Annotated in this window: 21 protein-coding genes and 3 pseudogenes; 21 read left to right on the top strand and 3 right to left on the bottom strand. The window is 73.1% G+C overall.

Going from position 1 to position 20,009, the window contains the following annotated elements; all coding sequences use genetic code 11:
• Positions 1 to 166 precede the first annotated feature (166 nt).
• Complete coding sequence (locus tag D7I43_RS27945; protein WP_120331601.1) at positions 167 to 4,807, top strand: ATP-dependent helicase; 4,641 nt, start codon at positions 167 to 169, stop codon at positions 4,805 to 4,807.
• Positions 4,808 to 4,888: 81 nt separating this feature from the next.
• Here the strand turns inward: D7I43_RS27945 and D7I43_RS27950 are convergent, their stop codons facing one another.
• Positions 4,889 to 5,485 carry a hypothetical protein gene (locus D7I43_RS27950; protein ID WP_120331570.1) on the bottom strand — a complete coding sequence of 199 codons (597 nt, stop codon included), beginning with the start codon at positions 5,483 to 5,485 and terminating at the stop codon, positions 4,889 to 4,891.
• Positions 5,486 to 5,693: 208 nt separating this feature from the next.
• Here D7I43_RS27950 and D7I43_RS27955 point away from each other — a divergent pair, with 208 nt between their 5' ends.
• From D7I43_RS27955 to D7I43_RS34460, 3 genes and pseudogenes are all read left to right on the top strand, one after another.
• Positions 5,694 to 6,185, top strand: coding sequence for a GNAT family N-acetyltransferase (locus D7I43_RS27955; protein ID WP_120331571.1), 492 nt, complete (start codon positions 5,694 to 5,696; stop codon positions 6,183 to 6,185).
• A gap of 109 nt (positions 6,186 to 6,294) precedes the next feature.
• Positions 6,295 to 6,924 (top strand): annotated as a pseudogene (locus D7I43_RS27960) (SAM hydrolase/SAM-dependent halogenase family protein); the annotation flags it as partial.
• Positions 6,925 to 7,041: 117 nt separating this feature from the next.
• A pseudogene (locus tag D7I43_RS34460) lies at positions 7,042 to 7,194 on the top strand (SAM hydroxide adenosyltransferase); the annotation flags it as partial.
• Between the two features lie 144 nt (positions 7,195 to 7,338).
• Here D7I43_RS34460 and D7I43_RS27965 read toward each other — a convergent pair.
• Positions 7,339 to 8,619 (bottom strand): hypothetical protein, encoded by a 1,281-nt coding sequence (locus tag D7I43_RS27965; RefSeq protein ID WP_120331573.1) that lies wholly within the window; start codon positions 8,617 to 8,619, stop codon positions 7,339 to 7,341.
• Between the two features lie 110 nt (positions 8,620 to 8,729).
• Here D7I43_RS27965 and D7I43_RS27970 point away from each other — a divergent pair.
• Both D7I43_RS27970 and D7I43_RS27975 read left to right on the top strand, forming a co-directional pair.
• A pseudogene (locus D7I43_RS27970) lies at positions 8,730 to 9,245 on the top strand (DNA-formamidopyrimidine glycosylase family protein); the annotation flags it as partial.
• Between the two features lie 28 nt (positions 9,246 to 9,273).
• A complete protein-coding gene (locus tag D7I43_RS27975; RefSeq protein WP_120331574.1) occupies positions 9,274 to 10,740 on the top strand; it encodes a recombinase family protein in 1,467 nt (488 codons plus the stop codon).
• On the opposite strand, the gene D7I43_RS27980 is transcribed toward D7I43_RS27975, so the two are convergent.
• Positions 10,737 to 11,531, bottom strand: coding sequence for a hypothetical protein (locus tag D7I43_RS27980; protein WP_147427307.1), 795 nt, complete (start codon positions 11,529 to 11,531; stop codon positions 10,737 to 10,739). The two genes, D7I43_RS27975 and D7I43_RS27980, sit on opposite strands and share 4 nt — an antisense overlap.
• On the opposite strand from D7I43_RS27980, the gene D7I43_RS27985 reads away from it, so the two are divergent.
• The 15 genes from D7I43_RS27985 (at position 11,530) to D7I43_RS28030 (ending at position 19,866) form a co-directional block, all read left to right on the top strand.
• Entirely contained in the window at positions 11,530 to 11,889 is a 360-nt protein-coding gene (locus D7I43_RS27985) for a helix-turn-helix domain-containing protein (protein ID WP_120331576.1), read from the top strand. The two genes, D7I43_RS27980 and D7I43_RS27985, sit on opposite strands and share 2 nt — an antisense overlap.
• Positions 11,886 to 12,098 (top strand): hypothetical protein, encoded by a 213-nt coding sequence (locus D7I43_RS27990; RefSeq protein WP_120331577.1) that lies wholly within the window; start codon positions 11,886 to 11,888, stop codon positions 12,096 to 12,098. The genes D7I43_RS27985 and D7I43_RS27990 overlap by 4 nt, the downstream gene beginning before the upstream one ends.
• Positions 12,099 to 12,179: 81 nt before the next feature.
• A complete protein-coding gene (locus D7I43_RS27995; RefSeq protein WP_120331578.1) occupies positions 12,180 to 12,431 on the top strand; it encodes a hypothetical protein in 252 nt (83 codons plus the stop codon).
• A complete protein-coding gene (locus D7I43_RS32530; RefSeq protein WP_147427308.1) occupies positions 12,428 to 12,607 on the top strand; it encodes a hypothetical protein in 180 nt (59 codons plus the stop codon). Before D7I43_RS27995 ends, D7I43_RS32530 begins: the two co-directional genes overlap by 4 nt.
• A complete protein-coding gene (locus D7I43_RS28000; RefSeq protein WP_120331579.1) occupies positions 12,604 to 13,002 on the top strand; it encodes a hypothetical protein in 399 nt (132 codons plus the stop codon). Before D7I43_RS32530 ends, D7I43_RS28000 begins: the two co-directional genes overlap by 4 nt.
• A 134-nt stretch (positions 13,003 to 13,136) precedes the next feature.
• Positions 13,137 to 13,307 carry a hypothetical protein gene (locus D7I43_RS32845; RefSeq protein ID WP_158610163.1) on the top strand — a complete coding sequence of 57 codons (171 nt, stop codon included), beginning with the start codon at positions 13,137 to 13,139 and terminating at the stop codon, positions 13,305 to 13,307.
• Positions 13,307 to 14,074: a hypothetical protein gene (locus tag D7I43_RS32850; RefSeq protein WP_158610164.1), complete on the top strand. Its 768-nt coding sequence runs from the start codon at positions 13,307 to 13,309 to the stop codon at positions 14,072 to 14,074. The genes D7I43_RS32845 and D7I43_RS32850 overlap by 1 nt, the downstream gene beginning before the upstream one ends.
• Positions 14,074 to 15,639, top strand: a complete 1,566-nt coding sequence (locus D7I43_RS28005; protein ID WP_158610165.1) for an AAA family ATPase — start codon at positions 14,074 to 14,076, stop codon at positions 15,637 to 15,639. The genes D7I43_RS32850 and D7I43_RS28005 overlap by 1 nt, the downstream gene beginning before the upstream one ends.
• 10 nt (positions 15,640 to 15,649) lie before the next feature.
• Positions 15,650 to 15,817 carry a hypothetical protein gene (locus D7I43_RS32855; RefSeq protein WP_158610166.1) on the top strand — a complete coding sequence of 56 codons (168 nt, stop codon included), beginning with the start codon at positions 15,650 to 15,652 and terminating at the stop codon, positions 15,815 to 15,817.
• Positions 15,814 to 16,068 (top strand): HNH endonuclease, encoded by a 255-nt coding sequence (locus D7I43_RS28010; RefSeq protein WP_120331581.1) that lies wholly within the window; start codon positions 15,814 to 15,816, stop codon positions 16,066 to 16,068. Before D7I43_RS32855 ends, D7I43_RS28010 begins: the two co-directional genes overlap by 4 nt.
• Positions 16,069 to 16,212: 144 nt before the next feature.
• Entirely contained in the window at positions 16,213 to 16,530 is a 318-nt protein-coding gene (locus D7I43_RS28015; protein WP_120331582.1) for a terminase small subunit, read from the top strand.
• On the top strand, positions 16,475 to 17,920 hold the full coding sequence (locus D7I43_RS28020) for a terminase (RefSeq protein WP_120331583.1): 1,446 nt from the start codon (positions 16,475 to 16,477) through the stop codon (positions 17,918 to 17,920). Before D7I43_RS28015 ends, D7I43_RS28020 begins: the two co-directional genes overlap by 56 nt.
• Positions 17,921 to 17,933: 13 nt before the next feature.
• The gene (locus D7I43_RS28025) at positions 17,934 to 19,157 is read left to right on the top strand and encodes a phage portal protein (RefSeq protein WP_158610167.1); all 1,224 of its coding nucleotides are present in this window, start codon (positions 17,934 to 17,936) and stop codon (positions 19,155 to 19,157) included.
• Positions 19,154 to 19,297, top strand: coding sequence for a hypothetical protein (locus D7I43_RS32860; RefSeq protein ID WP_158610168.1), 144 nt, complete (start codon positions 19,154 to 19,156; stop codon positions 19,295 to 19,297). The genes D7I43_RS28025 and D7I43_RS32860 overlap by 4 nt, the downstream gene beginning before the upstream one ends.
• Positions 19,294 to 19,866, top strand: coding sequence for an HK97 family phage prohead protease (locus D7I43_RS28030; RefSeq protein WP_120331585.1), 573 nt, complete (start codon positions 19,294 to 19,296; stop codon positions 19,864 to 19,866). Before D7I43_RS32860 ends, D7I43_RS28030 begins: the two co-directional genes overlap by 4 nt.
• Positions 19,867 to 20,009 lie beyond the last annotated feature (143 nt).

Below are 20,009 nucleotides of genomic sequence, written 5' to 3' on the forward strand. Positions count from 1 at the left end.
GTCGCGAGTGAAGTTACTTTATGTTGCGCATCACAAGCAAGCAGTTAAGTGAGACTTAATGCGTCAACCGTTACTTCCACTCCCCAAGTGTCCTATCCAGACATAAACCACCACCGCCCGTAGGGGGATTGTCGCAGCCCCGCGGCAGGATGGACAGGTGGCGGAGATGGCAGACGGCCCCGGCGTGGGCGACGCGGACGTGCTGAGCGGGTTCAGCCCGGCGACCCGGGAGTGGTTCACCGCCGCCTTCGCCGCGCCCACCGCCGCCCAGGCGGGCGCGTGGCAGGCGGTCTCGGCCGGGCGCAACGCGCTCGTCGTGGCGCCGACCGGCTCCGGCAAGACCCTCGCCGCCTTCCTCTGGTCCCTCGACCGGCTGGCCCGCGAGCCCGCCCCGGCCGACGCGAAACAGCGGTGCCGGGTGCTCTACGTGAGCCCGCTCAAGGCGCTCGCCGTCGACGTCGAGCGCAACCTGCGCGCCCCCCTCGCCGGCATCCGGCAGGCCGCGACCCGGCTCGGCATCGCCCCGCCCGACATCACGGTCGGCATGCGCACCGGCGACACCCCGGCCGACGAGCGGCGCGCCTTCGCGCGGACCCCGCCGGACATCCTCATCACCACCCCCGAGTCGCTGTTCCTGCTGCTCACCTCCGCTGCCCGCGACTCGCTCCGCGGCGTCCAGACGGTCATCGTCGACGAGGTGCACGCGGTCGCCGGCAGCAAGCGCGGCGCCCACCTCGCGCTGTCCCTGGAGCGGCTCGACGAACTCCTGCCGGCACCCGCCCAGCGGATCGGCCTGTCCGCCACGGTCCGGCCGATCGACGGCTGCGCACGGTTCCTCGGCGGGGCCCGGCCCGTCGACGTGGTCCAACCGCCCACGCCGAAGACCATCGAGGTCGCCGTCGAGGTGCCCGTGGAGGACATGACCCGCCTCGACGAGCAGGAGCAGCCGCTCGACGACGAGCTGGGCGGGCCGGGGCCGCGCCGGCCGTCCATCTGGCCCGCCGTCGAGGAACGGGTCTACGCCCTCATCCGGGCGCACCGCTCGACCATCGTCTTCACCAACTCCCGGCGCAGCGCGGAGCGGCTCTGCGCCCGCCTCAACGAGCTGGCCGCCGAGGAGCTGGCCGGCGCGGACGGCACCGGCGCGGGGAGCGGTCCCGGCCGGTCCGCGGCCGACGGCGGCCCGGCCGGCGGTCGCGCCCCGTCCGGCGGGCCGTTCCGGGCGCCGCGCCAGCCGGCCGAGGTGATGGCCCAGTCCGGATCGGCCGCCGGCGCGGCACCCGTGATCGCCCGGGCCCACCACGGCAGCGTCTCCCGCGAGGAGCGCAAGCACATCGAGGAGGCGTTGAAGTCCGGGCAGCTGCCCGCCGTGGTCGCCACCTCCAGCCTGGAACTCGGCATCGACATGGGCGCGGTCGACCTCGTCGTGCAGATCGAGGCCCCGCCGAGCGTCGCCGCCGGCCTGCAGCGCGTCGGTCGGGCCGGGCACCAGGTCGGCGCCGTCTCCCGCGGCGTGGTCTTCCCCAAGCACCGCGGCGACCTCCTCTCCTGCGCCGTCGTGGCGGAACGGATGAGCGAGGGCGCCATCGAGGAGCTGCACTTCCCGCGCAACCCGCTCGACGTGCTGGCCCAGCAGATCGTGGCGATGGTGGCACTGGAACCGTGGCGGGTGGGCGACCTCGCCGTGGTGGTCCGGCGCGCGGCGCCCTTCGCCGAGCTGCCCGACTCGGCGCTGCACGCCGTGCTCGACATGCTCTCCGGCCGCTACCCCTCGACGGCCTTCGCCGAGCTGCGCCCCCGGCTCGTCTGGGACCGGGCCACCGACGTGCTCACCGGCCGGCCCGGCGCGCAACGGCTCGCCGTGACCAGCGGCGGCACGATCCCCGACCGGGGCCTCTTCGGGGTCTTCCTGGCCGGCGCCGAACGGGCCGCCCGGGTGGGCGAACTCGACGAGGAGATGGTCTACGAGTCGCGCGTCGGCGACGTCTTCCTGCTCGGCTCGTCGTCCTGGCGGATCGAGGAGATCACACCGGACCGGGTGCTCGTGTCCCCCGCGCCCGGACAGGCCGCGCGGATGCCGTTCTGGAAGGGCGACACGCTGGGCCGGCCCGTCGAGCTGGGCCGCGCCATCGGCGCCCGGGTGCGCGCCCTGCTGCGGACGGACGACGAGGCGGCGATCGCCGCGCTGCGCGCCGGCGGGCTGGACGACTGGGCGGCCGGCAACCTCATGGCGTACCTGCGGGAGCAGCGTGCCGCCACGCGGTCGCTGCCGGACGACCGGACGATCGTCGTCGAGCGGTTCCGTGACGAGCTGGGCGACTGGCGTCTCGCGGTGCACAGCGTGCTCGGTGCGCGGGTCAACGCGCCGTGGGCGCTGGCCATCGGGCGCCGGCTGACCGAGCGCTACGGCGTGGACGCCCAGGTGATGCCGTCCGACGACGGCATCGTCGTACGCCTGCCGGACACCGCCGACGAACCACCCGGCGCCGACGTGGTGGCCTTCGAACCCGACGAGATCGCCCAGCTCGTGGAGGAGTCCGTCGGCACGTCGGCGCTCTTCGCGTCCCGGTTCCGCGAGTGCGCGGCCCGGTCGCTGCTGCTGCCCCGCCGCGACCCGCGCCGCCGCCAACCGCTCTGGCAGCAGCGCCAGCGCGCCGCCCAACTGCTCGACGTCGCCCGCGAGTACGCCGACTTCCCGGTCACGCTGGAGGCCGCGCGGGAGTGCCTCCAGGACGTGTTCGACCAGCCGGCCCTGGCCGGGCTCATGCGGGACCTGTCCGCCCGCCGGGTGCGCCTCGTCGAGGTGGAGACCGCGCAGCCGTCGCCGTTCGCCCGGTCGCTGCTCTTCGGCTACGTGGGCGCGTTTCTCTACGAGGGCGACGCGCCGCTCGCCGAGCGGCGGGCCGCCGCGCTGGCACTGGACTCGGCGCTCCTCGGCGAACTGCTCGGCCGCGTCGACCTGCGGGAGCTGCTCGACCCGGCGGTGCTCGCCGAGACCGAGCGGCAGCTGCGCTGGCTCACCGAGCAGCGGCGGCCCCGCGACGCGGAGGACGTGGTCGAGCTGCTGCGCGTGCTCGGCGACCTCACGGCGGACGAGCTGGCGGAGCGGGGCGTGCCGGTCGACTGGCTCACCGACCTGGAGGCGGCCCGCCGGGTGCTGCGCGTCCGGATCGCCGGCGAGGAGCGCTGGGTCGGCATCGAGGACGCGGCCCGGCTGCGCGACGCGCTCGGCGTGGCCCTGCCCGTCGGGGTCGCCGAGGCGTACCTCGCACCGGTCCCCGACCCGCTCGGCGACCTCGTCGCCCGGTACGCCCGCACCCACGGGCCGTTCGCGGCCGCCACCTGCGCGGCCCGGTTCGGGCTCGGCGTGTTCGTGGTGGAGCAGGCGCTGCGGCGGCTCGCCGCCACGGGCCGGGTGGTGTCCGGCGAGTTCACCCCGGACACCGTCGGCAGCCAGTGGTGCGACGCCGAGGTGCTGCGGATGCTGCGTCGCCGGTCCCTGGCCGCGCTGCGCCGGGAGATCGAGCCGGTGCCGCCGCGCGCGCTGGCCGCGTTCCTGCCCCGCTGGCAGCAGGTCGGCTCGTCCGCCCGCGGGGTGGAGGCGCTGGCCGCGACGGTGGAGCAGTTGCAGGGCGCCGCCGTGCCGGCGTCGGCGCTGGAGCGGCTGGTGCTGCCGGGCCGGGTGGCCGACTACTCCCCCGCGCAGCTCGACGAGCTGTGCGCGAGCGGCGAGGTGGTCTGGGCGGGCTCCGGCGCCATCTCCGGCGGCGACGGCTGGGTCACGCTCGCGTACGCCGACGCCGCGCCGCTGCTGCTCCCCCCGCCGGACGAGGGGCTGGCCCTCACGCCGCTGCACGAGGCGGTGCTCGACGCGCTGGCCGACGGGCAGGCGCTCTTCTTCCGACCGCTGGCCGACCGGGTCGGCTCGACCGACGACGCGGCGCTGACCGCCGCCATCTGGGACCTGGTGTGGGCCGGCCACCTCACCAACGACACGCTCGCCCCGCTGCGCGCGGTGCTCGGCGCGGGCGGGGCGCACCGTTCACGGCCGTCCGCGCCGCGCACCCGATACCGGCGCCCCGGCCGGATCGCGCTGCCCACCCGCGGCGGCCCGCCCACCGTGGCGGGGCGCTGGTCGCGCCTCCCGGAGCGGGACACCGACCCCACCCGCCGCGCCGCCGCGCTGGCCGACGTCCTGCTGGACCGGCACGGCGTGCTCACCCGGGGCGCGGTCGTGGCCGAGCAGGTGACCGGGGGTTTCGCCGCCGTGTACCCGGTACTCTCCGCGCTGGAGGAGCGCGGGGCGGCCCGGCGCGGCTACTTCGTGGAGGGGCTCGGCGCGGCCCAGTTCGCCGTGCCCGGAGCGGTGGACCGCATCCGGGCGCTCGCCGAACCGGCCGACGCCGGGCGGGGCGGCCCCACACTGGTGCTCGCCGCCACCGACCCGGCGAACCCGTACGGCGCGGCGCTGCCGTGGCCGGAGCGGGTGGTCGACTCGGGCGACGGCGACACCCCGGCGACCGGGCACCGGGCCGGCCGCAAGGCGGGGGCGCTCGTCGTCCTGGTCGCCGGCGACCTCGTGCTCTACGTGGAGCGGGGCGGGCGCACGCTGCTCTCCTTCACCGACGACACCGAGGCGCTCGCGGCGGCCGCCAAGGCGCTGGCGGACGCGGTGCACACGGGCGCGCTCGGCGCCATCTCGGTGGAGCGGGCCGACGGTGAGGCCGTAAACACCTCGCCGCTGCGTGACGCCCTGACCGCCGCCGGTTTCCGGGCCACCCCGCGCGGTCTGCGGCTGCGCGGCTGACGACGACGGCCCGGGCCGTCGCGGTGGCCCGCGGCCACGCCGGTGCCGCTCGCTGGCGACGCGCCACCCCCGACCGGCCGCTCAGAGGAGCCGGGCGAGCACCGCCTCGTAGCGGGGGCGGTCGCCGGCCGGCGTCTTCGCCTCCAGGTAGTTGAGCACCACGGCGCCGCGCCGGTACGACTGACCGGCCCAGGTGTCCGCGATGTCGCTCGCGCTGGTCTCGTCCGGGAAGACGTACACGGTCACGGTGTCGGTGGCGACGATCTCGGAGCAGCCGAGACCGAGCCCGTCCGGCCCGCAGTCGACCGAGCGGTCGCGGGGGTGGGGCACCGGGAGGCCGGCGGCGCGGAACGCGGCCACCACCTGCTGGGCCCCGGGGGCGCCGGCGGGGCGGCGCGGCAGCACCACCGGCGGCGGGCTGGCCGGGCGGCGTTCGGTCTGCTCCTGCACGGCCGGCGCGTCACCGGCGGGCGCGTCACCCGCGGGCGGGACGGCCGGGCCGTTCGTCGAGCCCGCGGGGGTCGGTACGGCCACCGCCGAGCCGGTGGCGGGTGGCACGACGACGGCCGAGCGGGTGACGGTCGGTTCGGCGGCCGCACCATCCCCGCCTCCGCATCCGGCGGTGACGGCGACGGCGGCGGCGAGCACCGTGATCGCGGCCAGGTGTCGATGGGTCACCAGGGCAGTCTTCCGAACGCCATCCGCCGGCGACAGTGGCCGGTCGGTCACTCACGGTGTCGCCCATCCGGCACGTACCCGGCGACCAGGCGATCCTGCGGTGCGGCGACGGTCGCGCCGGGTCCACGGCGGAAACGCGCGGCGACCGGCCCGGGCCGGTCGGTAGCATCCCGGCCGGCATCCGAGGACGACCGGGGAGGGAGACGGCATGGGCGGGATCACCGTACGGGAGGCCGGGCCGGACGACCGGGCCGCCGTCGACGCGCTGCACGAGCGCGAGTGGGGCGGCCCGTACGTCGTGGCCCACGACGTCCGGTACGACCTGCGTACGCTGCCGACGCTGGTGGCGGTGGACGGCGCCGGCGCGGTGGTCGGCGCTCTCGCGCACCACCGGGAGGCGGACGGTCTGGAGGTGGTCAGCGTGGTGGCCGCCGTACCCGGCGGCGGGGTCGGCACCGCGCTGCTGGACGCGGCCGCGGCGACGGCGCGAGCGGCGGGGCTGGCGCGGCTCTGGCTGATCACGACGAACGACAACCTGCGCGCCCTCCGCTTCTACCAGCGGCGCGGCCTGCGGCTGGTCGGGGTGGACCGGGGCGCGGTGGACCGGGCCCGGCGGCTGAAGCCGGAGATCCCGCTCGTCGGCGAGGACGGCATCCCGCTGCACGACGAGCTGATCCTGGAGCGGCGCCTCACGCCGTGAGGGCTGGCGAGGCCGATGTGGGCGCTGCCAAGGAACGGGAGCAGGTGGTGCTCGGGACCCCGCCTACCGGCGCGGCGCCGGGTCCGTGGGCGGGGCTAGCCTGCGTTGCATGTCCGCCACACCCTGGATCTCGCTGACCACCGACTACGGTCTCACCGACGGCTTCGTGGCCGCCTGCCACGGCGTCATCGCCCGGATCGCCCCGGCCGCCCGGGTGATCGACGTGACCCACCTGGTGCCGCCCGCCGACGTCCGCCGGGGAGCGGCCGTGCTCGCCCAGACCGTGCCGTACCTGCCCGTCGGGGTGCACGTCGCGGTCGTCGACCCGGGTGTCGGCACCGCCCGGCGCGGCGTGGCCCTGGCGACACCGGGCGGGCTCCTCGTGGGGCCGGACAACGGGCTGCTGCCGGAGGCCGCCGACGCGCTCGGCGGGGTGACGGGCGCCGTGGAGCTGACCAACCCGGCCTGGTTGGCGCCCCGGGTCTCCCGGACCTTCCACGGCCGGGACGTGTTCGCGCCGGTGGCCGCCCGGCTGGCGCTCGGCGCGCCGCTGGAGGAGGCGGGCCCAGCGGTGGATCCGGCGGAGCTGGTCCGGCTTCCCGCGCCGCGGGTGACGGTGGACGCCGGCGGTGTCACCGCCGAGGTGCTGACCGTGGACCACTTCGGCAACGTGCAGCTCGCCGCCGGCGCGGAGGTGCTCGAACGCCTGCCCGCGATGGTCCGGTTGACCGTGACGCCACGGACCGCGGACCCCGGCGGGGCGCCGGGCCCCGCCGTCGACACGGGCCGGCCCGCCGCGGGCGAGCACGGGCCGGAGCGGGCGTCCGCCGAGCCCTCGGAGCGGACGGGCTGGGCGGCGCGGCGCGGGCGGACGTTCGGTGACGCCTCGCCCGGGGACCTCGTGGTGTACGTCGACTCCGCCGGGCAGGTGGCGGTCGCGGTCAACGGCGGGCGGGCCGTGGACGTGCTGGCCGTGGCGCCGGGCGACCTGGTGCGGATCGGCGGCTGAGCCAGCGGGGCGACCTGCGTCGGCGGCCGAACCAGCGGGGCGACCCGCTCGGCGGCCGAGCCAGCGGGGCGACCTGGGTCGGCGGGTGGGCTCCGCCACGGAGCGTGCGCCCCGGCGACCGGGACGCACGCTCCGCGGGGCTGGTCAGCAGCGCGGCACCGTGCCGCCGTACACGGCGGAGATGTACGCGTGGCTGACGAACTGGCCGGTGGCCAGGCGGTTCCACCGGTTCGTGGTGCGGTACGGGCCGGCGACCGTCTGCCCCGTCGCGTAGCACTGGATCGGCACGATGGCGTATTGGGCGGCCAGCCCGACCGACGCGTACGCGGTGCTCGCGCCCGCGCGGATGTTCAGCGGCCCGTCGCCGACCACGCCGTGCGGCCCGGACCCGGTCCACAGGTAGGCGACGTCCACCCAGGCGTTCGTGGTGAGCCGCAGCCCGTCCCAGAACGTCCCGTCGGCCAGGTCGATGCCGGCCGGGTTGCGTACGACCCGCCCGAACTGGTCCCGCCCGCCGTGGTAGCCGTTCTGGTAGGCGGCCTGTGCCTCGGGCCGGCCCCGCGGCAGGTCCTTCCAGTTCTCCCGCACCGCGCTCGGGTTCCAGTAGTCGTCGCGAGTGTTCCACGGACCGACGTCCCACACGGGCGCGTACGTGCAGCGGCTGCCGTTCGTGGTGCAGACCCGGACGGTGTAGTCGCCGGTGTCCTCGGGGGCGAGCGCCCGCCGCGACGGCAGGGCCACGAAGTGGTCGCGGGGCTGGATCGTCCGGCCGTTGGCGGTCACCTCGCCCACGAGCCCGATGCGGGTCGCGAAGACCCGGTAGGTGATACCCGGCGTGGCGGCGGCCGCCGCGGCCCGGGGTCCCGTGGCGGCGGAGTCCGCGGTGAGGCGTACCGCGCGGACCGTGGCGACGGCCCGCGGGTCGCGGGCGGTGAGCACCACGCGGGCCTGTACGCGGGTGACGGGCCGGTCGAAGACGGCCGTGCCGGTACGCCACTCGGTCCATCCCCCGCTCGTCCGCCAGCCGCGGACCTCGACCTCGACGCCGCCGCCGGCGGGGACCCGGGCGGTGACGTCGGCGTGGACGCGGGTGGCCGGCCGGGGCAGGGTGCGGGGCGTGCCGACGAGCATCCCCTCGGCCGGGGTGCCGAGTGGGCCGAGGGCCGCGCGGGCGGTACCCGCGGTGGCGTCGCGGAGGCGGAGACCGGCCGGGGTGGAGCGGACGTTGACGTCGTCGCCGTCGACGACGGACAGGTCGAGGGTCCAGCGGTCGGTGGCCGCGGCGGAGCCGGCTGCGGTGAGGGTGAGGGCGCCGGACGCCGTGGCCGCCGGGGCGACGCTGGCCGTGGGCAGGAGTGCGGCGGCGAGGGTCACGGTCAGCAGGGCGAGGAGGGCGGTTCGGACTGGACGATGAATACGTTTCATGGGCAAACTCCTCAGAACTCCCTGATAGTGCCCATGTCGGGAGATCGAGCGGAAGCAGGGTACAAATAGCGACACATGCGAATCCGGCTCGACGGAGGGAGGATGGAGGGGTGCCCGAAGGCGACACCGTCTGGAACACCGCCCGCGTCCTGCACCGCGCCCTGGCCGGCGCGACGCTGACCGCGAGCGAGTTCCGGGTGCCGCAGCTCGCCACGACCGACCTCGCCGGGTGGGCCGTCCGGGAGTCCGCCGCCCGCGGGAAGCACCTGCTGCTCCGCCTCACCGCCCCGGCCGAAGGCGACAGTCCCCCGACGTCCTGGACACTGCACTCGCACCTGCGGATGGACGGCGCCTGGCGGGCGTACGCCCCGGGCGAGCGCTGGGCCGCCCGGCCGGGGCACCTGATCCGGGCGGTGCTGCGCAGCCCGCAGGCCGTGGCCGTCGGCTACCACCTGCACGAGCTGGCGCTCGTGCCCACGGCCGAGGAGGAGCGGCTCGTCGGCCACCTCGGCCCCGACCTGCTGGGCGCCGACTGGGACGCCGCGGAGGCGGTCCGCCGGCTGGCCGCGCACCCCGACGCCCCCGTCGGTGAGGCCCTGCTCGACCAGCGCAACCTCGCGGGAGTGGACATGGAATAGGCTACACTCCTGTTCCATGGTGGAGCAACCACAGACCCTCGACATCTACGCTCGCGTTTCTCGCCTCGGCGACGACCGGCAGCGATCCACCGAGGGCCAGGTCGACGACTGCACGATCGTCGTGGAGGACCGTGGTGCCCAGGTCGGTGAGGTCCACGTCGACTCCGGACGGTCAGCCTGGAATCCCCGCGTGAAGCGGCCCGGCTGGGATCGGATGATGCAACGACTCGAAGAGGGCGCCACCGGAGGCGTGATCGTGTGGGACCTTGCACGGTTCTCCCGCCGCCCGATCGAGGGCGAACGGCTGATCGCAGCCGCGGAGCGCGGGCTGACCGTGCTCGACTCCGAGGGCGAGTACGACCTGACTTCGCCGTCGGGGAAGAAGGCGTTCCGCGACCAGCTATCCACCGCCGCATACGAGTCTGACCGCCTATCGACCAGGGTGAAGCGCGGCAAGCGGAAGAAGGCCGCTGCGGGCGAGCCGAACGTCTCCACCCGGCCGTTCGGGTTCGAGTCGGACGGGGTCACCATCCGCGAGAGCGAGGCGGCCGTCATCCGCGACCTGACCGCGCGGGTTCTGGCTGGCGAGTCGCAGGACGCGCTGATTGTCGAGCTGAATGAGAGGGGAATCCTAACCTCATACGGCAAGCCGTGGACCCGGGCTGGACTCCGCCAGGTCCTCACCCGGCCCCGAAACGCGGGCCGGGTCGTCCACCTGGGAACCGTTGTGGCGCAGCTCCCCGGTGAACCGATCCTCAGCGAAGACGTCTTCGACCGCCTTGTCGCTCTATACGCCGCCCGGCGCCGGGGGCGACCGACGTCCGACGCCTACCTCTGCTCCGGAACGGTCGGGTGCGGGCTATGCGAGCACATCCTGACCGGCCGGCCGCGCGCCAACATGAAGCCGTACCCGGACGGGTCGGTCCGCCGCCAGTACTGGTGCCAGCCACGTGCAAACGGCGGCGGGTGCGGGCGGATCTCCGTAGACCAGCGCGAGCTGGACCGCCACGTCGGAGCCCTGGCCGTGGCGATCCTGTCCGATCCCCGTCATGCCGCTGCGGTTGAGGCTGCGGCGCGGACCGTAGGCGAGCGGCGCCGGAAGCTCGATGCGGAGATCGCCGAAGCGGAAGAACTCGCCGAGCAGCTCGCCACCCGGTTGGGCAAGGGCGAGATCACGCTACGCCGCTACGACGCGGCGGCCCGGCCGTTGGATCGGCGTATCGCCGAGCTGCGACGCGAGCGTACGGAGCTGGAAGCGTCCCCGGTCGCCGAGGTAACCCCGGAGATGGTTGCGGCATCCCGTGAGCAGTGGCAGCAACGCTGGGATGGTGCCACCGTGCCCGAGCGTCGCGCCCTGCTTCGTCAGGCGCTACGCGGTCGGCGGCTGCTCGTGATGCCGGCCGACCCTGCCGCGCCCCGGCGGTTCGACCCGACACGCATCAAGGTCGTGGAGCCGTCGGCGGACTCAGCGCCGCAACCCTAGCGGGAACCGTGGCGGGGCTGCGCCGGACCGTGGCCCCGCTCCTTAGCCGCATTGATCTTCGCCAGCTCCAGCTTGAGCTGCGCACGCTCCTGTTCGAGCTTGGCCAGTCGGTTCCGCTTCTCTTCCTCGCTCCATGGCCGCTCGATCTCACCGACCGCCATCACCGCTACGTCCCTTGGTGCGGTGGCCCCGATGAGACCTTCCTTGCGCGCCCGGTGCACCCACGTGCGGGCCGTCCCCGGCTGCGCGTGGAACCGTCGGGCGACCTCTGCAGCCGGGTCGTCGCGGCCGTTCACGACACTGTGGTCGTAAATCACGGCGACTTGGGCGAGGTGCCGAAGGTACTTGCGCCGTCGGAGCGCGGCGGGGGTCTTCTGCTCGTCGAGCCCCGGGAACATCTTCTCCACGAGTTCGTCCGCAAGCGAAGCCACGTCGGGCTCGTCGACGCGGTACACCAACTCGAACTCCGGCGTGAACTGGTCGTCGGCTGCCGCCAGATCCGCAACCATCTTCGCGCCTCGGACCCAACGCGCGATGGGCAAGTCACGGATCTCTCGAGCTGGGTAGAAGTCGTCCTCGCCTTCGAAGGTACCGACCAGCCAGCCGCTCAGGCCACCGCCACCACCGAGCGTCAGCCGCATCAGGTGGTGGCGGTAGCCGGGCGGGTGAACCTCTCGGATGAGGTGTAGCTCTGCCATCACTCCCGGATAGCTGTCGTCGCGTACACGGCAGGAGATGACGACTGGTCCGTCGTCTAGGTGCTCGGCTGCGTAAGCGAGCAGATATGCCATGGCCACGGGCGTAATTGTGCCGCAGGTGGAACACTTCCGCAACGTCTGGCGCGAAGCGATGCTGAAACGCCTGGGGAAACAGTTGCGTGACACCTGCCCCAAGCGTTCTAATGATCGGGTGAAGCCCAGTCCGGCTCAGTTGAAGAGGGTGGCCAGTGTTCGTGCGCTGGCTGCCGGCGGCGACGCACGTGCAATCCGCGAGGCCGCCAACGTGTCACTACGCGAGGCGGCGCGCGCCTTGAAGATCAGCCCAGCGACGCTGTCACGCTGGGAAACCGGCACCGCGAGCCCTCGCGTAGGGCGGCAGGCACTCAGGTGGGCTGCGTTTCTAGACGACCTGAAAAGGATCGACCGGTGACCCGGGAACCTAGGGGGGTCACCGAGATCGGTGATGTCGATCGCTGGGCGACCGAGATCGCCGCAGCCCTGCCGCCGCTGACCGCGGCCGAGGCTGCCGCCGTTGGCCGGCTCGCCGCCGAACTCGACGCCCGCCACGCCGCACAGCTCGCTCCGGTGGCACAGCACTCGCACCTCAGCCCCCGCGCTCCGGCGCGCCGGGCTGCTTGACCCTGCCCCTGAAACGGCAGGTGCCCGACCGGAGGCAGCCGGTCGGGCATCCAACAACGTCCTGAGAGAGGACTCAGTCCCATGGATGCTACACGTTCCCGCCGACGCTGGTGGGTTACCGAGTTCATCACCACGCTGGTCGGCGGCGGCACCTTCACCGCGGTCACGTTGGTCGTTGCGCTGGCCGCGTTGGACGGCCCGATCACGCCCGGCGTGGCCCTGGCGGTCGGGGTGCTCATCGGCATCTCGCCGGCCGCGCTCGCCCCGTTCGCCCTGTCGCTGGCCCAGCTGCTGGATGAGCGGCGCCGCTGGATGAAGCGGGCCGCCCGGTGAGCGCCCCGCAGAGGCCCCCGGCACGCCCCCGCCACACCCGTACGGGCTGCCGCAGGTACGGCGGGTGCACCCCCGACAACCGCTGCCCCGAGCACCGCGTCGACGTCGACCCGCCCCAGCTCGGCAAGCTGCTCCGCCGCTTCACCGCCGGCGTGGAGAAGGGACGTACCAGGTGAGTGACGACGAGCTGTTCGAGAACGTGATTCGTGCCGCGTTCGGGCGCCGGGTCGACGACACAAGTGATGGGTCGTACCGCGGTACGGTCCGCGACCTGCCAGTCATCTTGGGCGGCATGTCGCCGTTCCAGTGCTCCCGCTGCCCGCGGGTGTTCCAGCCGGCCACGTTCCACGTCGAGGTCGGCGTGGAGCCGATCTGCCGCTACTGCGCGACGGCTGACGCGGAGTTGGCCCCGTGGCAGGGGTTCTGCGACGTCATGGACATGGTCGACCACGTCATGCAGCAGGCCAGCGGCCGGAACCAGCGGCTGCTGCTGGCCGAGCTGGCGGCGAAGTACGCGGACCACTTCGCCTGGTGGCGGTGGCCGGAGGAAGAGCCCGGGGACGCCGGCTGACCGCCGCGAGACCGATCGGGCTGGCCGCCGTCCAGCCCTTTCGCCCCGACCGGGACCGGCCGGCGTACCGCGCATCAGGGCGCGGCGGGGCACCACGACCCACAACTTCAGATCAAGCGGAACGGGACCGGGACATGACTTCTGAGACCGAGTGGAGACCCTCCACCAACGGCGAGCTCGACGCGTGGGGTCGGGGCTACCTGACCGGCTGGGAGCGGGGCTACGCCGACGCCCTCGAGGCGCTCGGGATCGACACCACGCCGCAGCCGGCGGAGACCACCGCGCCGGCCGTCAAGGAGGACTGATGGCCCGTATCCGGTCGATCAAGCCTGACTTCTTCACGTCCGAGACGATCGCGGCGTTGCCGTTGTCCGCCCGGCTCACGTTCATCGGGCTGTGGACCCACGTGGACGACAACGGGGTGACGGTCGACAACGCCCGGCTCATCGTCGCGGCGATCTGGCCCTTGGAGGAGGACCCTCGCGAGGCTCTCCAGAGGACTCAGGAGGATCTCCAGAGACTCTCCGAGGCGGGTCTGATTCAGCGGTACGAGTCCGACGGACGCCAACTGTTGTTCATCACGGCGTGGGACGAGCACCAGAAGGTGTCGCATCCGGGTAAGACTCGCTACCCGCGTCCCACACCCAACGCGCTGACCAGCGGAAACACGAAGCCTCCGGAAGTTCTCCCGAAATCCTCCGGAGAGTCTACGGAGATCCTCCGCCCTGAGCAGGGAGCAGGGAGCAGGGAGCAGGGAAGTACACGCGCTCCCGCGCGCCGTTCCGCTGCGCGGAACTACGACGACGATCCCCGGTTCGTCGAGTTCTGGAACGTCTATCCGCTCAAGAAGGCGAAACCGGCCGCGTTCACCGCATGGCGCAACGCCATCAAGCGAGGTGCCGACCCGGGCCACATCATCACCGCCGCGAAGTCGTACCGGGACGACCCGCGCCGCAAGCCCGACTTCACCGCCCACCCGGCGACCTGGCTGAACCAGGAACGCTACGACGACCAGCCCGCCGTCACCCCGCCGGTCATCGGTGGCTCCGGCGGCGCGTGGTGGGACAACTAGTGGGCGACGTCCTGCGGGAGATCGTGCTGCCGCGTCTCGACCTGGTGAAGCCCTCCGGCGGCGGGTTCATGGCCCGCTGCCCCGCCCACGACGACGGCAAGGCCAGCCTCAGCATCTCCACCGGCAGGGACCACCCCGTGCTGCTGCACTGCCACGCCGGCTGCGACCCCGAAGACATCCTCGCCAAGATGGGCCTCACCTGGGCCGACCTGTCCACGCCACGGGAACGGCGTGACGACGGCGAGTGGACCCCGGCCGGCCCGGCAACCGCCGTCTACGACTACCGCGACGAGAACGGCACCCTGCTCTTCCAGGTGCTCCGAACTGCCACCAAGGACTTCCGGCAACGCGTCCCCGACCCGACAGCCAAGTCAGGCTGGACATGGCGCCTCGGCGACACCCGCCGCGTCCTCTACCGCCTCCCGGAGGTCATCGAAGCAGTCCGCAAGGGCCTCGAGGTGTACATCTGCGAAGGCGAGAAGGACGTCCACACTCTCGTCGCCCACGGACTGGTCGCCACCTGCAACCCCGGCGGGGCCGGCAAGTGGAGACCCGAGTACACAGAGGTACTCCGGGAGGCGGTCGTCACCATCGTCGCCGACCGCGACGAACCCGGCCAGGTCCACGCCCGCCAGGTCCGGGACTCACTGGTCGACGTCGCCTCGTACGTCCGCATCGTCGAGGCCGCGTCCGGTAAGGACGCCACCGACCACGTCAACGCCGGCCACAGCCTCGCCGACCTAGTCGAGGTGTGGAGCACCGAAACACCGACCAAACCCGACCTCGCACCGGACCTGTGGGAGTTCATCGCCACCGAGGACGAGCCGTACGACTGGATCGTCCCTGGGCTGCTCGAACGGGGCGACCGGCTCATGCTCACCGGCTTCGAGGGACTCGGCAAGTCGATGCTGGTGCGGCAGATGGCCACGATGATCGCCGCCGGCATCCACCCCTTCACATGGAAGCCCATCCAGCCACACAAGGTGCTGCTCATCGACTGTGAAAACTCGGAACGCCAGTCACGGCGCAAGTTCCGCCCCCTCGCCGCCGCATCGATCAAGCACGGCCACCGCGTACCCGACGGTGGTCTGCGGCTCATCCACCGGCCGTCCGGAATCGACCTCACCCGCGACGAAGACGCGGCATGGCTGCTGGAACGCGTCACCGCACACCAGCCCGACGTGCTGTTCATCGGGCCCTTCTACCGACTCCACGCGACAAACCTGAACGACGAACTGGCCTGCCGGAAGGTCGTCGCCGTGCTCGACAAGGCCCGCACATCCGTCGACTGCGCCCTCGTGATCGAGACCCACGCCGGCCACGCCGAGACCGGACTCAACAAGAGGTCCGTTCGCCCGCGCGGATCCAGCCTCCTGCTCGGCTGGCCCGAGTTCGGGTTCGGACTGGCGCCCGCCGAAGACCCGAAACCCGGTAGGCCGTGCATGGATGTCGCGGTCAAGCCGTGGCGCGGCGCCCGAGACCAGCGGGACTGGCCAGCCCGACTCACCTGGGGCGACCCCGACGGCTGGCCCTGGCAGGTCGCCCCCGAGCCCAACGAGATGTGAGAGGACGCCCATGAGTGACCGACTGACGCGCTGCCGCTACCGCCGGCGCAACGACGAAATGTGCACCGGCGAGGCAGTCGACCCCGACGGCGACGTGCTGCTCTGCACCAAGCACCTAGCCCGGGCGCTCCAGCTCGTCCAGATCCACATGCCCAGCACGCAGACCTGGGGACGATGAGCCGTAGCTGGGAGGGTGGCAGCACCCGGGCGTGGCGCAAGCTCCGCGCCTGGGTGCTCAACCGCGACAGCCACCGCTGCCAACTCCGACTGCCCGGCTGCACCACCATCGCCACCCACGTGCACCACCTACGCGGCAAGCAGCACGGCGACGACCCGACCTACCTGGCCGCCGCCTGCGCCCACTGCAACCTCGCCACCGGCGACGTCAGCGGCCACGATCCCGCGCCACAACCACGCACACGATGGTGAAACAGCGCGTGACCTGCGGTTTTTCCTGCGGCCCGGCCCCGGCGGACACCCGCTGTCCCTGAATTTCTCCCCCCGGCGGGCCGCCCGGCTCGACGTCGCGATGCTGGTACCCGGTACCGGTATCCTGTTGGTGGGAGGTGAGCTATGGCCGCTGGGAGCGCCCGGCTTCGGTCGGCGGACGCGCTGATCTCCCCGGATGTGGCGGAGACTGTCGCGAAGTTGCCGGATCTCACTGAGGCTGACGCGGCTGCGGTGAAGCTGGCCAAGCGGTACGCCGCCGCTATCGACCAAGCCGGCCCCGACGACGCCGCTGAGGTGCTCGACAGGCTGGGTCCGAAGCTGCTGGCCGCCCTTGAGTCCCTGGGCGCCACCCCGCGTTCCCGCGCCGCCCGGAAGGGGGGTGCCAGTGTCCCGGGCCAAGGCAAGCTCCAAGCCCTCCGCGAAGCTCGTCGGCCGGCGTGAGCCGCGGCTGTCGACGGAGCCGCTGCGCCGGCTGACACGGTCGACGTCGCGCGGCTTCGAGGTGATCGACTTCGCCCGTGACGTGCTCGGCGAACCGCTGCTGCCGTGGCAGGAAGAGTTGGTCATCCGGGCGTTGGAGCTGAACCGCGACGGCACCTACCGCTTCCGCGTGATCCTGTCGCTGGTGGCCCGCCAGTCGGGCAAGACCCACGTCTCCCGCGTGATCAGCCTGTGGCGGTTGTACGTGGACGGGGCGCGGCTGGTCCTCGGCGTCGGCCAGGACGTCAGCCTGGCGCGCGAGGTGTGGTCGGCGTGCATCGACACCATCAAGGCCGTGCCCGAGCTGGCGTCTGAGCTGGACGTGGTGCGGCGGGTCAACGGTGACGAGTGGTTCCGGTTGACGAACGGCGCCCGGTACAAGATCGCGGCGGCGAACCGGTCCGCCGGCCGCGGCCTGTCGGTGGATCACCTCAACATGGACGAGATCCGCGAGCAGCGGTCGTGGGATGCGTGGTCGGCGCTGTCGAAGACCACCAACGCGCGGCCGCTGGCGCAGACGTGGGCGATCAGCAACGCGGGTGATGACGACTCGGTGGTGCTCAACCACCTGCGCGAGGCGGCGCTGGCCGGGGCTGACCCGTCGATCGGCATCTTCGAGTGGTCCGCGCCGGATGGCTGCGACCTCGATGACCCGAGTGCGTGGGCGCAGGCCAACCCGGGGCTGGGGTACACGGTCAGCGAGCAGGCGATCCGCTCGGCGCTCGGCACCGACCCGCCGGCGGTTTTCCGCACGGAGGTGCTCTGTCAGCGGGTCGACGCGCTGGACTCGGCGGTGGACCTGCAAGCGTGGCAGGCGTGCAAGGATCCCGCCGGCAGTCTGGAGTCGGTGCGTGACCGGGTGGTGGCGTGCGTGGACGTCGCCCCGGACGGCCAGCACGTCACGCTCGCCGCCGCCGCGGTTCTCCCTGACGGGCGGGTGCGTACGGAGATCGTGGGCGCCTGGTCGTCGACGGACGACGCCCGCTTCAAGCTGGGCCCGATGCTGGAGAAGGTGAACGCTGCCGCCCTGGCGTGGTTCCCGTCCGGGCCGGCCGCTGCGTTGGCGCCGACGCTGCGCGGTGTGGAGGCGATCGAGATCAAGGGGGCGGCGGTGGCGGAGGCGTGCCAGACGTTCGCGGACCTGGTCGCGTCCCGGCGGATCGTGCACCCGGGCGACCCGCTGTATGACGCGCATGTGGCGGGGGCGCAGAAGCTGCGGCAGGGCGACGGGTGGCGGTTCGTGCGCCGCGGCGCCGGCCACGTCGACGCCGCGTATGCGGGCGCCGGTGCTGTGCACACCGCGCTGACCCTGCCGGTGGAGAAGCCCAAGCCGCGGTCGGCGGTGTTCTGAGATGAGGACGAGCGTGCGGAATCCCCTGGCGTGGTTCGGGAAGCTGCTGAACCGGTCGACGCAGTACGTGGCGACGGACACGGTTACCGGCGAGTCGCAGACGTTCACCATCCTCGACAACATCGCCCCGGACTGGTCGTCGTCCGGCTACCGGGGCGGCATGTCCATTCCTGGCGGGTGGCGGGCCGCCAACCTGATCGCCGACCTGCTCGGGTCGGTGCCGTGGGACGCGTACCGGCAGTACGGCGGGAAGCCGCTGGAGGTGTTGGAGCCGACGCCGCCGCTGCTGGAGCAGCCCAACCCCCCGGACACCCGGATGACCACGTTCTCGTCGCTGGCGCTGGACTACCTGTGGGAGGGCAACGCGGTCGGTGTGTACGCCGCCCGTAACGCGCAGGGCTGGCCGACCGCGGTGATCCCGGTGCCCGCGTCGATGGTGGGGGTGCGGCGGATCACCGAGCCGGGCATGTCGCAGATCCCCGTCGGGGAGCTGGAGTACTCGATCGGGACGCTGCGACTGTCCGCGTACGACGTCCTGCACGTCAAGGGCCCCTGTGAGCCGGGTGCCCTGCGCGGCATGGGCGTCCTCGAGGCGCACCTGAGCACGCTGAACCTGGCGCACGAGCAGAACCGGCAGGCCCGCTCCCTGTCCCGCCACGGCGTACCCACCGGCTTCCTCAAGTCCGACAACGCCGACCTGACGGAGGATGAGGCGAAGAAGCTCAAGGCGCGGTGGCTGGAGTCGCAGCGGGACCGCACCATCGCCGTGCTGAACTCGACCACCACGTTCGAGCCGCTGTCGTGGAACCCGAACGAGCTGCAACTGGTGGAGGCCCGGCGGTTCTCCCTCACCGACTTCGAACTCATCTTCGGCCTGCCGGTGGGCTGGCTGGGCGGCATGAACTCGGCCCGCCAGTACTCCAACATCGAGCAGGACGCCGTCAATCTTCTGAAATACAGCCTCGGTGGCCCGCTGGCCCGGTTCGAGCAGGCCCTGTCGTTGGCGTTCCCGCGCGGCACGACCGTCAAGGCCAACTTGGACAGCCTGTTGAGGTCAGACACCCTGACCCGCTACCAGGCGCACGCGATTGGCCTGGACAAGGGGTTCCTCACCCTGGACGAGGTGCGGGAGATGGAGAACCGGCCGCCGCTGCCCGAACCGCCGGCCCCGCCGGCCCCGCCGGCACCGCCCGGCCAGGACGAACAGGACCCGGAAGCTGAGGAGGCCCAGCCGTGACGGCCAAGACCCGAACCACGAAGACCACCAAGGCGGCCACCTGCCAGGTGGCCGACTGTCCGCGCGAGCCGGCCATGGGCGGCCTGTGCACCCCGCACTACGACACCCACCGCGGCCTCGCCAAGGAGGAGACCCGATGACGCCGCTGCTGCACCGGTCGTTCACCCCGGACCTCGAGGTCCGCTCCGGCGGCGACGGCCGCACCATCTACGGCATCGCCGTGCCGTGGGAGGCCCCGCAGCGCATCGACGACAAGCTCGTCGAGCAGTTCGCCCGCGGCGCGTTCAACCACCAGCTGCGTGCCGCGAACCGCGTCCGGGTCGCCCGCGAGCACGTCACGCTCGGCGGGACTCTGATCGGGGCGATGCAGGCGATGCGCGACGACAGCGCCGGCCTGTACGTGGAGCTGCGCGTCTCGCGCACCCCGGTCGGTGACGAGACCCTGGAACTGGTGCGGGACGGGGCGCTGCGTGACCTGTCGATCGGGTTCCGGGAGCGGCAGAACCGGCGCCTGCCCGGCGGGATCCTGGAGCGGGTCACCGCCGACCTGTTCGAGGTGGCGGTGGTGATGACGGGCGCGTACGGGGAGCTGGCCACCGCGGCGGGTGTCCGCTCCGCCGAGACCGGCTGCTCGTGCCAGGCCGCCCGCCGCCTGGACGTCGCCGCGCAGGTGCTCGCCGGTCTGCCGATGCTGCCACCCGCCGCCTGACTACACCTACCCGGCAGGGGTATGCGCTACCCTTGACGCAGGACGACACCGGCACCCCGGCTACGGCCCGCCGCACCTCCGCCCCTCACTGATGCGGACACCCGGCACGGCACGGTAGGACGGCACCCCGGTCACTCGAACGA

The organism is Micromonospora globbae, from assembly GCF_003610785.1.
GTDB lineage: Bacteria > Actinomycetota > Actinomycetes > Mycobacteriales > Micromonosporaceae > Micromonospora > Micromonospora globbae.

Excerpts from the sequence above, each read along its gene's own strand:
- D7I43_RS27945 (WP_120331601.1), top strand. The coding sequence starts at position 167 with ATGGCAGACGGCCCCGGCGTGGGCGACGCGGACGTGCTGAGCGGGTTC.
- D7I43_RS27955 (WP_120331571.1), top strand. The coding sequence starts at position 5,694 with ATGGGCGGGATCACCGTACGGGAGGCCGGGCCGGACGACCGGGCCGCC.
- D7I43_RS27965 (WP_120331573.1), bottom strand. The coding sequence starts at position 8,619 with ATGAAACGTATTCATCGTCCAGTCCGAACCGCCCTCCTCGCCCTGCTG.
- D7I43_RS27975 (WP_120331574.1), top strand. The coding sequence starts at position 9,274 with ATGGTGGAGCAACCACAGACCCTCGACATCTACGCTCGCGTTTCTCGC.
- D7I43_RS27985 (WP_120331576.1), top strand. The coding sequence starts at position 11,530 with ATGGCCACGGGCGTAATTGTGCCGCAGGTGGAACACTTCCGCAACGTC.
- D7I43_RS27980 (WP_147427307.1), bottom strand. The coding sequence starts at position 11,531 with ATGGCATATCTGCTCGCTTACGCAGCCGAGCACCTAGACGACGGACCA.
- D7I43_RS27995 (WP_120331578.1), top strand. The coding sequence starts at position 12,180 with ATGGATGCTACACGTTCCCGCCGACGCTGGTGGGTTACCGAGTTCATC.
- D7I43_RS32845 (WP_158610163.1), top strand. The coding sequence starts at position 13,137 with ATGACTTCTGAGACCGAGTGGAGACCCTCCACCAACGGCGAGCTCGAC.
- D7I43_RS32850 (WP_158610164.1), top strand. The coding sequence starts at position 13,307 with ATGGCCCGTATCCGGTCGATCAAGCCTGACTTCTTCACGTCCGAGACG.
- D7I43_RS32855 (WP_158610166.1), top strand. The coding sequence starts at position 15,650 with ATGAGTGACCGACTGACGCGCTGCCGCTACCGCCGGCGCAACGACGAA.
- D7I43_RS28010 (WP_120331581.1), top strand. The coding sequence starts at position 15,814 with ATGAGCCGTAGCTGGGAGGGTGGCAGCACCCGGGCGTGGCGCAAGCTC.
- D7I43_RS28015 (WP_120331582.1), top strand. The coding sequence starts at position 16,213 with ATGGCCGCTGGGAGCGCCCGGCTTCGGTCGGCGGACGCGCTGATCTCC.
- D7I43_RS28030 (WP_120331585.1), top strand. The coding sequence starts at position 19,294 with ATGACGCCGCTGCTGCACCGGTCGTTCACCCCGGACCTCGAGGTCCGC.